Source organism: Micromonospora sp. NPDC049171, from assembly GCF_040648275.1.
Classification (GTDB): domain Bacteria; phylum Actinomycetota; class Actinomycetes; order Mycobacteriales; family Micromonosporaceae; genus Micromonospora.
In genome coordinates, this window is the sequence record NZ_JBEZDJ010000035.1 from 1 (window position 1) to 13,463 (window position 13,463).

The following is a 13,463-nucleotide window of genomic DNA, read 5'->3' on the forward strand; positions in this document are numbered from 1 at the left end:
GATGCCCGAACGTCACCACACCCGGCCTCGCCACCAGCACCTCCACCACAACCAAGATCAGTTGCACTGAAGCCTAGAAACCACCCGGCGTGTCGTGGCAATAACCTCATGATCACCGCCGGGGGCCGGGAGGGCCGGGGGCCGGGGGCCGGGAGGGCCGGGGGCCGTGGGGCAGCGGGGTTAGCCGGTGCGGTCGGCTATGTAGTCGCAGAGGGATTCGAGGGCCTGGCGGGACGGGCTCTGCGGGAGCGGGGCCAGCCGCGCTCGGGCGTCCTCGGCGTAACTGCGGACGGTCTCCCGGGCCCGCTTGAGGGCCGGGCTCTCCCGCAGCAGCCCCAACGCCTCCGTGTGCAGCGCGTCGTCGGTCAGCGGGCCGGTCGCCAGGATCTCCCGCAGACGCACCGAGGACGCGTCGGCGTCGTCCGCCGCGCGCGCGTAGAGCACCGGCAGCGTCGGGACACCCTCGCGCAGATCCGTGCCGGGGGTCTTGCCCGACTGCCCCGACTCGGAGGCGATGTCCAGCAGGTCGTCGGAGAGCTGGAAGGCGACACCGATCGTCTCGCCGTACCCGGCGAGGGCCTCGACGTGCTCCGCCGGTGCGCCACCGAACATCCCGCCGAACCGGGCCGACGTCGCGATGAGCGAGCCGGTCTTCTCGGCGATCACGTGCAGGTAGTGGGCCACCGGGTCGTCGTCGGCGCGCGGACCGACGGTCTCCGCGATCTGACCGTGCACCAGCCGGGCGAAGGTACGTGCCTGCAACCGGACCGCCTCGGGGCCCAGATCGGCGGCGATGTCCGCCGCCCGGGCGAAGAGGTAGTCGCCGACCAGGATCGCGACCGAGTTGGTCCAGCGGGAGTTGGCGCTGGGCGCACCCCGGCGCACGGCGGCCTCGTCCATCACGTCGTCGTGGTAGAGGGTGGCGAGGTGCGTGAGCTCCATCACCACGGCGGCCGGGACCACCTGCGCGGCGTCCGGGTCACCGAACTGTGCGCCGAGCGCCACCAGCAGCGGCCGGAAACGCTTCCCGCCGGCCTCCAGGAGGTGCCGGGCCGCCTCGCTGACGAACGGGTCGGCACTGGACACACTGGCCCGCAGCTCGACCTCGACCGTGTCCAGCACGCCGAGCACGGAAGCCTCGACGCGGGGATCGGCGAGGTGGAGGCCGAGCGCACCGAACTGACTCGTGCTCGCCCGACCCCGCCGACCGCCGGAGCCGGAGGAACCTGAACGCTCGCCCGCCGGATTCACCACGCTATCAACCATGCCACACCCGTTCTACCTGCTCCGGGCCGGGGATACGCACCGGGGGCCGACACGTGAACACGTGCCAACCCCCGGTAGTCGATCCTTCGATCATCGAACGAATTCGGCAGCTCCAGTGGCCAGACGAAGCAGCGGCGCCGGGGCGATGCCCAGCACCAGGGTCGCCAGCACACCGATCATCAGCGCCGCGGAGGTGAGCCCACCGGGCACCGTGACCGTCGGGGTGGACTCGCCCGGCTCGGAGAGCCACATCATCACCACGACCCGCAGGTACGGGAACGCCAGCACCATGCTGGTCAGCACACCGGCGATCACCAGCCAGGTCTGACCACCCTCCAGCGCCGGCCCGAAGACCGCGAACTTGCTCATGAAGCCGCTGGTCAGTGGGATACCGGCGAAGGCCAGCAGGATGAAGGTAAACAGGGCGGCGAAGAACGGCGAGCGGCGACCCAACCCGGCCCAGCGGGACAGGTGGGTGGCCTCCCCGTCGGCGTCGCGCACCAGGGTCACCACCGCGAACGCGGCAAGCACCGAGAAGCCGTACGCGACCAGGTAGAACATCGTGCCGGCGAGCCCCTCGCGGCTCGGCGCCAGCACACCGACGAGCAGGTAGCCGGCGTTGGCGATCGAGGAGTACGCGAGCAGCCGCTTGATGTCGGTCTGGGTGACCGCGAGCACGGCGCCGATCAGCATGGTCAGCACCGCCACCACGCCGAGGACCGGGGTGAAGTCCCAGGTGGCGTCGGCGAACGCGACGTGGAAGACACGCAGCAGGGCACCGAACGCGGCGACCTTGGTGCAGGCCGCCATGAAGCCGGTGACCGGGGTCGGCGCACCCTGGTAGACGTCCGGGGTCCAGACGTGGAACGGTGCCGCCGCGGCCTTGAAGAGCAGGCCGATGGCGAGCAGCGCCATGCCGGCGAAGAGCAGCACCTGGCTGGCCGGCGACTCGCTCACCGCCGCGTTGATGGTGGCGAAGTCCACGCCGGCCACCCGACCCGGCATGCCGGCGGTGAAGCCGTAGATCAGGGCCACGCCGAACAGGAAGAAGGCGGAGGCGTACGCGCCGAGCAGGAAGTACTTCATCGCCGCCTCCTGGCTCAGCAGGCGACGGCGACGGGCCAGCGCGCAGAGCAGGTAGAGCGGCAGGGAGAAGACTTCCAGCGCGATGAACATGGTCAGCAGGTCGTTCGCCGCCACGAAAATCAGCATGCCGCCGATGGCGAACGTGGTGAGCGGGTAGATCTCGGTGAGGCCGTTGCGCCCCTCGGCCTGCCGCCGGTCGTCGGCCGACTCGGCGGTCACCGCGGCCTGGGCGACGAACGCCCCGCCCAGCTCGACCGAGCGGTCGCCGATCAGCAGCAGCGCCATCGCGGCCAGCACCAGGATCGCGCCCTGGAGGAACAGCGTCGGACCGTCCACCGCGATGGCCTGGCCCGCGGTGATCATCCGCTCGTCGGCGTTGAGCACCACCATGGTCAACGCCGCGAGCACCGCCACCAGCGCGAGCGTCAACTGCACCACGTGCCGCGAGCGCCGGGGCACGAAGGCCTCGACCAGCACGCCGAGCAGTGCGGTGCCCAGCATGATCAGGATCGGGGAGAGTGCCGCGTAGTCGAGCGACGGCAGTTCGAAATCGGTCACTTTGCCGCCTCCTGGACGGTGCCCACCGACGGGGCCGGGTCGGTTCTGCCGATGTCGTCCATGGTCGCCTGGACGGCCGGGTTGATCACGTCAGTGACCGGCTTGGGGAAGAAGCCGAGCAGCAGGATCAGTGCGATCAGTGGAGCGACGACGACCTTCTCGCGCAGGTTGAGGTCCCGGCGCATGCCGTCGACCTCGGTGAGCGTCGGGTTGAGGGTGCCCTGGGTGGTGCGCTGTACCATCCACAGCACGTACGCGGCGGCCAGGATGATGCCGAGCGTGGCGATGATCGCGACCGGCTTGTTCACCGTGAAGGTGCCGATCAGCACCAGGAACTCGGAGATGAACGGTGCCGTACCGGGCAGCGCGAGCGACGCGAGACCGGCGAAGAAGAGCACCCCGGCGAGCACCGGGACCAGCTTGCCCGCCCCACCGAAGTCGCTGATCAGCGCGGAACCACGCCGGGAGATCAGCATGCCCACGACCAGGAACAGCAGGCCGGTCGCCAGACCGTGGTTGAGCATGTAGAGCACCGCGCCGGTGCCGGCCTGGGTGGTGAAGGCGAAGATGCCCACCCCGATGAAACCGAAGTGCGCGATCGAGGTGTACGACACCAGCCGCTTGAGGTCGTTCTGACCGACCGCCAGCAGCGCGGCGTAGACGATGCCGATCACGCCCAGCGCCAGCGCCCACGGCGCGAACCACTTCGACGCCTCGGGGAACAGCGGCAGGCAGTAGCGCAGGATGCCGAACGTGCCGACCTTGTCCAGCACACCGACCAGCAGCGCCGCCGCGCCCGCCGGGGCCGCGCCACCGGCGTCCGGCAGCCAGGTGTGGAACGGGAAGAACGGCGCCTTGATGGCGAACGCCAGGAAGAAGCCGAGGAACAGCCACCGCTCGGTGCCGGTGCTGATGTCGACCTGCGACAGCGCCTGCCAGTCGAAGGTCTTGCCACCGACCACCCACAGCCCGATCACGGCGGCCAGCATGAACAGACCGCCGACGAGCGAGTAGAGGAAGAACTTCACCGCCGCGTACTGCCGCTGGTGGCCGCCGTAGCTGCCGATCAGGAAGTACATCGGGACCAGCATGACCTCGAAGAACACGTAGAACAGGAAGACGTCGGCGGCCGCGAAGACACCGATCATCGTGCACTCGAGGACCAGCAGCAGCGCGAAGTAGACAGGCACCGACCGCTTCGACGACTCGGCGTCGTGCCAGGACGCCAGGATCACCAGCGGCACCAGCACCGCGATCAGCATCAGCATGACCAGCGCGATGCCGTCGGCGGCGAAGGTGAAGCTGACACCCCAGTCCGGGATCCACGAGTACGACTCGCGGAACTGGAACCGGTCACCGCCGGCCTTGAAGCTGACCCACATCACCACCGAGAGCACCAGCACCAGCAGCGACCAGACGAACGCCACCTGCTTGGCCAGCTCCGGCCGATGGCGCGGCAGGAAGGCCACCACCAGGGCGCCCACCAGTGGCGCCACGGTGAGCACCGAGAGGAACGGGAAGTTGGACATTATGCGGCCTTACCTCCGTCGTGGATGCGTGGTCCGCCGGCGGGGGCGGGCGTATTGCGGTCGATCACGCCAACCACCCCGCCTGCACCGCCAGGAACGCCGCCATCACCAGCAGCGCACCGGCGAGGATCGAGGTGGCGTACGAGCGGACGAAGCCGGTCTGCATCCGCCGGAGCCGACCCGAGCCACCGCCGACCGCGGCGGCGAGCCCGTTGACCAGCCCGTCGATGCCCCGGTTGTCGAGGTAGACAAGCGCCCGGGTGAGGAAGATGCCCGGCTTCTCGAAGATCGCCTCGTTGACCGCGTCCGCGTACAGGTTGCGCCGGGCGGCGGTGACCAGGACCCCGGCCGGCTGCGGTGCGGTGGCCGTGCCGGCCCGGAACAGGAACCAGGCCAGCCCCGCGCCGAGCACCGTCACCAGCAGCGAGAGCGTGGTGATCACGGCGTGCGAGAGGACCGCCTCGTGCTCCGCGTGCTCGCCACCCAGCCCGGCGGTCGCCGTCAGCCAGTCCGGCACCGAGGTGGAGAGCAGGAAACCGGCGCCGACGGAACCGGCCCCCAGCAGGATCAGCGGAATGGTCATCAGCTTCGGCGACTCGTGCGGGTGCTCGATGTCCTCGGTCCAGCGCTTCGGGCCGTGGAAGGTGAGCACGAACAGCCGGGTCATGTAGAACGCGGTGAGCCCCGCGCCGAGCAGCGCCGCCCCGCCGAAGAGCCAGGCGGTCCAGTCCTCCCGCTCGAAGGCGGCCACGATGATCGGCTCCTTGGAGAAGAAGCCGGAGAACGGGAACATGCCGATGATGGCCAGCCAGCCCATCATGAAGGTCAACCAGGTGACCTTCATGTACGTCGACAGGCCGCCGAAGCGGCGGATGTCGACCTGGTCCTTCATCCCGTGCATCACCGAACCGGCGCCCAGGAACATGTTGGCCTTGAAGAACCCGTGCGCCAGCAGGTGCACGATGGCCAGCGCGTACGCCCCGCCGCCGAGGCCGACACCGAGGAACATGTAGCCGATCTGGCTCACCGTCGACCAGGCGAGCACCCGCTTGATGTCGTCCTTGGCCGCGCCGATGACGCAGCCCATCAGCAGGGTGAGCGCGCCGACGCTGACCACCACGAGTTGCAGCGTCGAGTTGGCGGAGAAGACCGGGTTGGAGCGGGCGATCAGGTAGACGCCCGCGGTGACCATGGTGGCCGCGTGGATGAGCGCCGACACCGGGGTGGGGCCCTCCATCGCGTCCGGCAGCCACGCCTGGAGGGGGAACTGACCGGACTTGCCGGCCGCGCCGAGCAGCAGCAACAGACCGAGGACCAGCACCGTGGTGCCGGTCAGCGAACCGACACCGTTGAACACCTCGTCGTACTGGGTGGTGCCCAGGGTGGCGAACATGATGAAGATGCCGATGGCCAGGCCGGCGTCGCCGACCCGGTTCATCAGGAACGCCTTCTTGCCGGCGGTGGCCGCGCTCGGCCGCTCGGTCCAGAAGGAGATCAGCAGGTACGACGCCAGACCGACGCCCTCCCAGCCGAAGTACAGCATCACGTAGTTGTTGCCGAGCACCAGCAGCAGCATCGCCGCGACGAACAGGTTGAAGTACGCGAAGAACCGGCGACGACCCGCGTCGTGCGCCATGTACTCCACCGCGTACAGGTGGATCAGGAAACCCACCCCGGTGATCAGCAGTACGAAGACCGCGGCCAGCGGGTCGAACAGCAGGCCGAAGTCGACCCGCAGGTCACCGACCGCGATGAAGTCCCAGAGGCTCAGCTCGACCGACTTGTTCTCCAGGCCACGCAGCTGGAAGAAGAAGCTCAGGCCGAGCACGAACGCGGCGCCGATGGCGGCGACGCCCAACCAGTGCCCCCAGCGGTCGGCCCGGCGGCCGAGCAGCAGCAGGATGGCCGCGCTGAGCAGCGGGATCGCCACCAGCAGCCAGACGCCCCCGAGCAGCCCCGTGGCCTGGGCGTATTCCACAGTCTCTTCCACCGGTGGACCCCTCTAGTACTTGAGCAGGTTGGCGTCGTCGACACTCGCCGAGCGTCGCGTCCGGAAGATGGACATGATGATCGCGAGCCCGACCACGACCTCGGCCGCCGCCACCACCATCACGAAGAACGCCATGATCTGGCCGTTGAGGTCACCGTTGATCCGGCTGAAGGTGACCAGCGTCAGGTTGGCCGCGTTGAGCATCAGCTCCACGCACATGAACAGCACGATCGCGTTGCGCCGGATCAGCACCCCGGCGGCGCCGATGGTGAACAGCACCACGGCGAGCACGAGGTAGTAGGTCGGCTCGACCGAGAAGAACGATCCCATTACTTGTCCGTACCCTTCAGCGAGGTCTCCTCGGCGGTCAGCTCACGCTGCGGAAGGATCGCCGGGGTGCTGCGGTCGGTCAGGCGGCCGTCGGGCAACCGCGCGGGGGTGGCCACCGAGGAGGAGGTCGCGAAGACGCCCGGCCCCGGCTTCGGACCGGGGTAGTTGCCCGGGGCGAAGCGCGCCTTCATGGTCGACACCTGGTCGACCTTGTCCTGCTTACGCCGCTCGACGTGGGCCAGCACCATGGCACCGACCGCCGCGGTGATCAGCAGTGCCGAGGTCAGCTCGAACGCGAAGACGTACTTGGTGAACAGCAGCCGGGCGATGCCCTGCACGTTGCCCTCGGTGTTGGCCTGCTCCAGGCCGACCGCGGTGGTCCGGTCCAGTGCCTGGTAGAGACCGGTGCCGACCAGGCCGGCGAAGCCCAGGCCGAGCACGATCGCGGCGACCCGCTGGCCGCGCAGCGTCTCGATCAACGAGTCGGTGGAGTCCCGACCGACGAGCATCAGCACGAACAGGAAGAGCATCATGATCGCGCCGGTGTAGACGATGATCTGCACCATGCCGATGAACGGACCGGCCTGGAGCACGTAGAACACGCCCAGGCAGAGCATGGTCAGCACCAGCCACAGCGCCGAGTGCACGGCGTTGCGCGCGGCCACCATCCCGATCCCGCCGATCAGCGCGAGCGGGGCGAGGATCCAGAAGGTGACCGCCTCGCCGCCGGAGACCGAACCGGCGGCGGCGAGCACCGAAGACGTGGTCATGCTCCCTCTCCCTTGCCGGTCGCGACGCGCTGGGCGGCCTGCTCGGCGCCCGGGAACGTCACGCCGGGGTGCTCCTCGACCTGGTAGCGGCCGGGGCCCATCGGGGACTTCTCCGCACCGGCGGAGGTGCCCGGGTTGTCCAACGCGCCGACGTAGTAGTCCTTCTCGCTGTCACCGAGGCGCATCGGGTGCGGCGGCTGCTCCATGCCCTCCAGCAGGGGCGCGAGCAGCTGCTCCTTGGTGAAGATCAGGTCCTGCCGGTTGTCCCGGGCCAGCTCGTACTCGTTGCTCATGGTGAGCGAACGGGTCGGGCAGGCCTCGATGCACAGCCCACAGAAGATGCACCGGGCGTAGTTGATCTGGTAGATGCTGGCGTACCGCTCACCCGGCGAGAAGCGCTGCTCGTCGGTGTTGTCGCCACCCTCGACGTAGATCGCGTCCGCCGGGCAGGCCCACGCGCACAGCTCGCAGCCGATGCACTTCTCCAGGCCGTCCGGGTGCCGGTTGAGGATGTGCCGCCCGTGGTAGCGCGGCGCCGACACCGGCGGCTTGAACGGGTAGTCGGTCGTGACGACCTTCCTGAACATGTGCGAGAAGGTGACACCGAATCCCTTGAACGTTCCGGTGATCGCGCCCACGTCACACCTCCCTGGAGTCCGAGCCGGCAACGATGTTGGCCGGCTCCCGCTCGGCGACCACGCGCGTGATGCGCGGGCTCGGTGGTACCTGAAGATCCATCGGCGGCAGCGGGAAGCTCCCGTACGGCCGGTTGTCGACCTGTTCCTGGGTCGTCGGCGTCGTCTTCGGCTTCCGGCTGGGCCAGAAGATCGTGACGAGCAGCAGGATGCCGGCCGGAATACCGACGGCGATGACCTTGCCGCGCGAGTCCCAGTCCTCGATGGACCGCAGGCCCGACAGGACCAGGATCCAGACCAGGTTGATCGGCAGCAGCACCTTCCAACCGAGGCGCATGAACTGGTCATAGCGCAGCCGGGGCAGCGTGCCGCGCAGCCACACGAAGACGAAGACCAGCGCGATCACCTTGCCGAAGAACCAGAGCATCGGCCACCAACCGGAGTTGGCGCCCTCCCACAGGGTGATCGGCCACGGTGCGCGCCAACCGCCGAGGAACAGCGTGGTGGTGACCGCGGACATGGTCACCATGGCGACGTACTCGCTGAGCATGAAGAGCGCGAACTTCAGCGAGCTGTATTCCGTCATGAAGCCCGCGACCAGCTCGGACTCGGCCTCGGGCAGGTCGAACGGCGCCCGGTTGGTCTCACCCACGGTGGCGATGAAGAAGATGACGAAGCTGGGCAGCAGCAGGATCGCGTACCAGCCGGGTGCCGGGATCTCGGTGCCGAAGATGGTCAGCCGGGTGGCGTCGCCCTGAGCGGCGACGATCCCGCTGGTGCTCATCGTGCCGGCGGTCATGAAGACCGCCACGATGCTCAGGCCCATGGCGACCTCGTAGGAGATCATCTGGGCGCTGGACCGCAGCCCACCGAGGAGCGGGTACGTCGAGCCGGAGGCCCAACCACCCAGCACGATGCCGTAGACGCCCATCGAGGAGCAGGCCAGCAGCAGCAGCACCGCCACCGGCACGTCGGTGACCTGCAACGGCGTGTGGTGGCCGAAGATGCTCACCATCGGGCCGAACGGCACCACCGACAGGGCGGTGACCGCGCAGATCACCGAGATGGTCGGTGCGAAGAAGTAGACGACCTTGTCGGCCGCCTTCGGCAGGATGTCCTCCTTGAAGGCCATCTTCAGGCCGTCGGCGAGGGTCTGCAGCAGACCGAACGGGCCGACCTGGTTGGGGCCGGGCCGCACCTGCATGTAGCCGACCACACGCCGCTCGAACCAGACGCCGAGCAGGGTGGCCAGCAGACCGAAGGCGAACGCGAAGACAATCTTGCCGAGAACCAGCCACCACGGATCCCGACCGAAGTCGGCAAGCGTCGGATCCTGGGCCAGGATTGACGAAGTCACCGTGCCCACCTTTCGTTCGCGACTGCGAGACTGACTGCTCGCGACTGCGGGGCTCGCTGCGCTCGCTCCTCGCGCTCGCGGAGGGTCTCCCTCGCGTGCGCTCGTTCACTCCTCGCGCTCACTTGTTACCCCCGGAACCAAGGAGCGGACCCGGGAGACCGGTCTCGTCGGCCGCCGCACGCCCGGCCGGGATGGCCGGGCTCGCCGCGGGGACGGAGATCCGGACGACCGCGCCGGACGTCGCCCCGAGGCTGCGTCGCACGGTCGAACCGGGTGAGTTGGTCGGCAGCCAGACGACGCCGTCCGGCATTTCGGTCAGCTCGGCCGGCAGGGTCAGCGCCCCCCGGTCGGTGCCGACCGTGACCGCGTCGCCGTCGGCGACACCGAGTGCGTCGGCGGTGCCCTTGCCCAGCCGGACCACCGGCGGGCGAGCGGTGCCGGCCAGGTTCTCGTCACCCTCGGTCAGGCTGCCGAGGTCCACCAGCTGGTGCCAGGTCGCCAACACGGCCTCCCCGGCGCCCGGGTGCGGCACCCGGCCCGGCGCCACCGACGGCGTGGACGGCCGAGTCGTACGCGTCGCCGGCAACCCGCCCAGCTCGCGCCGCACGCTCGGCACATCCGCGGTGCCGAGCCGCACGTCGAGCAGCGCGGCCAGCGCGTCGAGCACCCGGCCGTCGGTCATCGCGGCGGTGGTCAGCACCGCCTCGAACGGGCGCAGCCGACCCTCCCAGTCCAGGAAGCTGCCGGCCTTCTCGGCCACCGGGGCGATCGGCAGCACCACGTTCGCCCGCCGGGTCACCGCGGTGGGGCGCAGCTCCAGGCTGACCAGGAACGGCACCGCGTCCAGGGCGGACTCGGCCAGTCGCGGGTCGGCCAGGTCGGCCGGGTCGACACCGCCGACGACAAGCGCGCCGAGCTGCCCGTTGGCAGCGGCGGTCAGGATGCCGTCGGTGTCCCGACCGGCCTGGCTCGGGATCACCCCGGCCGGGATGTCCCACGCCTCACCCAGCTCGGCCCGCGCGGCCGGCTCGGTGACCAGCCGGCCACCGGGGAGCAGGTTGGGCAGGCAGCCCGCGTCGACCGCGCCGCGGTCACCCGCGCGCCGCGGCACCCAGGCCAGCTTCGCGCCGGTACGCCGGGCCACGTCCGCCGCGGCGGAGAGCCCGCCCGGCACACTCGCCAACCGCTCGCCGACGATCAGGATCGCGCCCGGTGCGCTCAGCGCCTCGGCGACCGTGGCGTGCTCGGCGAGCACGCTGGCCTCCTCACCCGGCACGACCCGGGCCAGCTTGGCACCGAGCTTCTCCAGGCCGCGGGTGGCGAACGGCGCCAGCGCGTACACCGTCAGGGTCTTCTTCAGGTACGCCTTGCGCAGCCGCAGGAAGAGGATCGGGCACTCCTCCTCCGGCTCCAGGCCGACAAGCACCACCGCCGGCGCGTTCTCCACGTCGGTGTAGGTGACGTCGGTGACCCCGGCGACCGAGCTGGCCAGGAAGTCGGCCTCCTCGCGGGAGACCGGCCGGGCCCGGAAGTCGATGTCGTTGGTGTTCAGTGCGACCCGGGCGAACTTCGCGTACGCGTACGCGTCCTCGACGGTCAGCCGACCGCCGGTGAGCACCGCCGTGCCCTGCCCGCCCTCCCGAGCGGCGTGCAGCCCCTCGGCGGCCACGGTCAGCGCCTCGCTCCAGGACGCCTCGCGCAGCTCACCGGTGCGCTCGTCGCGCACCAACGGAGTGGTCAACCGGTCGGTGGCCCGGGTGTACTGGAAGCCCCACCGGCCCTTGTCGCAGTTCCACTCCTCGTTGACCTGCGGCTCGTCACCGGCCAACCGGCGCAGCACCTTGCCGCGTCGCCAGTCGGTGCGCTGCCCGCAGCCGGCCGAGCAGTGCTCGCAGACGCTCGGGCTGGAGACCAGGTCGAACGGGCGGGCCCGGAAGCGGTACTGGGCACCGGTCAGCGCACCCACCGGGCAGATCTGCACGGTGTTGCCGGAGAAGTAGGAGTTGAACGGCACGTCGCCGGCGTCGCCCTCCTCGCCGTACGCGTCGTCCCGGTAGATGTTGATCTCCTCGGCGGACGACCGGCCCATCAGGTCGATGAACTTGTCGCCGGCGATCTCCTCGGAGAACCGGGTGCACCGCTGGCAGAGCACGCAGCGCTCGCGGTCCAGCAGCACCTGGCTGCTGATCGCCATCGGCTTCTCGTACTCCCGCTTGTGCTCGTGGAAGCGCGAGTCGGTGCGGCCGGTGGACATCGCCTGGTTCTGCAGGGGGCACTCGCCGCCCTTGTCACACATCGGGCAGTCCAGTGGGTGGTTGAGCAGCAGCAGCTCCATCACCCCCTCCTGCGCCTTCTTGGCGACCGGCGAGGTGAGCTGGGTGCGGACCACCATGCCGTCGGCGACGGTCTGGGTGCAGGAGGCCACCGGCTTGCGCTGGCCCTCCACCTCGACCAGGCACTGCCGGCACGCGCCGGCCGGGGCCAGCAGCGGGTGGTCGCAGAACCTGGGGATCTCGGTGCCCATCTGCTCGGCGGCCCGGATCAGCAGCGTCCCCTTGGGGGCGGTGACCTCGACGCCGTCGATGGTGAGCGTGACGGTCTCGGTCTGCTTGGCTACGTCGGTCATCAGTGCGCCCCTACCAGGGTCTTCTCCGACAGCTTGGGTGCGGTCCGACCCTCGATGTAGTCGAGGTAGTCCTGCTTGAAGTACTGCAGCGAGGAGGTCACCGAGCTGGTCGCGCCGTCACCGAGGCCGCAGAACGAGCGGCCCAGGATGTTGTCGCAGGTGTCCAGCAGGGTGTCCAGGTCCTCGTGGGTGCCCTGGCCGGCGAGGATCCGCCGGTAGACCCGGACCATCCAGTAGTTGCCCTCGCGGCACGGGGTGCACTTGCCGCACGACTCGTGGTGGTAGAACTCCAACCACCGGTACGTCGCGTAGACCGGGCAGTCCTGGTCGGAGAAGATCTGGGTGGCCGTGGTGCCGAGGATCGAGCCGGCCGCCGCCACCCCCTCGAAGTCCAGAGGCACGTCCAGGTGCTCGGCGGCGAGCAGCGGGGTCGACGAGCCGCCCGGGGTCCAGAACCGCAGGTTGTGACCGGGCTGCATCCCACCGGCCAGCTCCAGCAGCTCGCGCAGCGTGACACCCATCGAGCACTCGTACTGGCCCGGGTTGACGATCCGACCGGACAGCGAGTAGATCATCGGCCCGGAGGACTTCTCGGTGCCCATGCTCTTCCACCAGTCGGCGCCACCGAGCACGATCGGCGGGACGCTGGCGATGGTGCCGACGTTGTTGACCACCGTCGGGCTCGCGTACAGGCCGTGGGTGGCCGGGAACGGCGGGCGCAGCCGAGGCTGACCCCGGAACCCCTCCAGCGAGTCCAGCAATGCCGTCTCCTCGCCGCAGATGTACGCCCCGGCGCCGGAGTGCACCACCAGCTCCAGGTCGTAGCCGCTGCGCAGGATGTTCCGACCCAGGTAGCCCTTGTCGTACGCCTCCTGGACGGCGTTGCGCAGCCGACGCGCGGCGTGCACCGCCTCGCCCCGGATGTAGATGTAGGCGCGGCTGGCCCGGATCGCGTACGACGCGATGATCACGCCCTCGACCAGCGCGTGCGGGTCGTGGGTCATCAGCGGCAGGTCCTTGCAGGTGCCCGGCTCACCCTCGTCGGCGTTGACCACCAGGTAGTGCGGCTTGCCGTCACCCTGCGGGATGAAGCCCCACTTGAGACCGGTCGGGAAGCCCGCGCCACCCCGACCCCGCAGCCCGGAGTCCTTGATCAGCTGGATCAGGTCGTCCGGGTGGGCCTTCAGTGCCTTGCGCAGGGCGGCGTAGCCGTCGAGCTGCTCGTACGTGCCGATGCGCCAGGCGTCCGGCGACAGCCAGCGCTTGGTCAGCACCGGCGTCAGCTTGGCCACGGTCTCCGGGCGGGGAGTGGTCAC

Annotated in this window: 10 protein-coding genes; all 10 read right to left on the reverse strand. The window is 69.7% G+C overall.

What is annotated here, in order from left to right:
• Window positions 1–180: 180 nt before the first annotated feature.
• Window positions 181–1,266: a polyprenyl synthetase family protein gene (locus AB0B14_RS32335; protein WP_357068612.1), complete on the reverse strand. Its 1,086-nt coding sequence runs from the start codon at window positions 1,264–1,266 to the stop codon at window positions 181–183.
• 90 nt (window positions 1,267–1,356) lie between these two features.
• Complete coding sequence (gene nuoN, locus AB0B14_RS32340) at window positions 1,357–2,910, reverse strand: NADH-quinone oxidoreductase subunit NuoN (RefSeq protein ID WP_357068614.1); 1,554 nt, start codon at window positions 2,908–2,910, stop codon at window positions 1,357–1,359.
• Window positions 2,907–4,439: an NADH-quinone oxidoreductase subunit M gene (locus AB0B14_RS32345; RefSeq protein WP_357068616.1), complete on the reverse strand. Its 1,533-nt coding sequence runs from the start codon at window positions 4,437–4,439 to the stop codon at window positions 2,907–2,909. Before AB0B14_RS32345 ends, nuoN begins: the two co-directional genes overlap by 4 nt.
• Window positions 4,440–4,503: 64 nt before the next feature.
• Complete coding sequence (gene nuoL / locus AB0B14_RS32350) at window positions 4,504–6,429, reverse strand: NADH-quinone oxidoreductase subunit L (protein ID WP_357068618.1); 1,926 nt, start codon at window positions 6,427–6,429, stop codon at window positions 4,504–4,506.
• A 12-nt stretch (window positions 6,430–6,441) separates the two neighbouring features.
• Window positions 6,442–6,759: an NADH-quinone oxidoreductase subunit NuoK gene (nuoK, locus tag AB0B14_RS32355; RefSeq protein ID WP_357068620.1), complete on the reverse strand. Its 318-nt coding sequence runs from the start codon at window positions 6,757–6,759 to the stop codon at window positions 6,442–6,444.
• The gene (locus tag AB0B14_RS32360; protein ID WP_357068622.1) at window positions 6,759–7,529 is read right to left on the reverse strand and encodes an NADH-quinone oxidoreductase subunit J; all 771 of its coding nucleotides are present in this window, start codon (window positions 7,527–7,529) and stop codon (window positions 6,759–6,761) included. The genes nuoK and AB0B14_RS32360 overlap by 1 nt, the downstream gene beginning before the upstream one ends.
• Entirely contained in the window at window positions 7,526–8,167 is a 642-nt protein-coding gene (gene nuoI / locus AB0B14_RS32365) for an NADH-quinone oxidoreductase subunit NuoI (protein WP_357068624.1), read from the reverse strand. The genes AB0B14_RS32360 and nuoI overlap by 4 nt, the downstream gene beginning before the upstream one ends.
• Before the next feature lies 1 nt (window position 8,168).
• Entirely contained in the window at window positions 8,169–9,521 is a 1,353-nt protein-coding gene (nuoH, locus tag AB0B14_RS32370) for an NADH-quinone oxidoreductase subunit NuoH (RefSeq protein ID WP_357068626.1), read from the reverse strand.
• A 118-nt stretch (window positions 9,522–9,639) separates the two neighbouring features.
• Window positions 9,640–12,147: an NADH-quinone oxidoreductase subunit G gene (locus AB0B14_RS32375; RefSeq protein ID WP_357525868.1), complete on the reverse strand. Its 2,508-nt coding sequence runs from the start codon at window positions 12,145–12,147 to the stop codon at window positions 9,640–9,642.
• Window positions 12,147–13,463: an NADH-quinone oxidoreductase subunit NuoF gene (gene nuoF, locus AB0B14_RS32380; protein ID WP_357068630.1), complete on the reverse strand. Its 1,317-nt coding sequence runs from the start codon at window positions 13,461–13,463 to the stop codon at window positions 12,147–12,149. The genes AB0B14_RS32375 and nuoF overlap by 1 nt, the downstream gene beginning before the upstream one ends.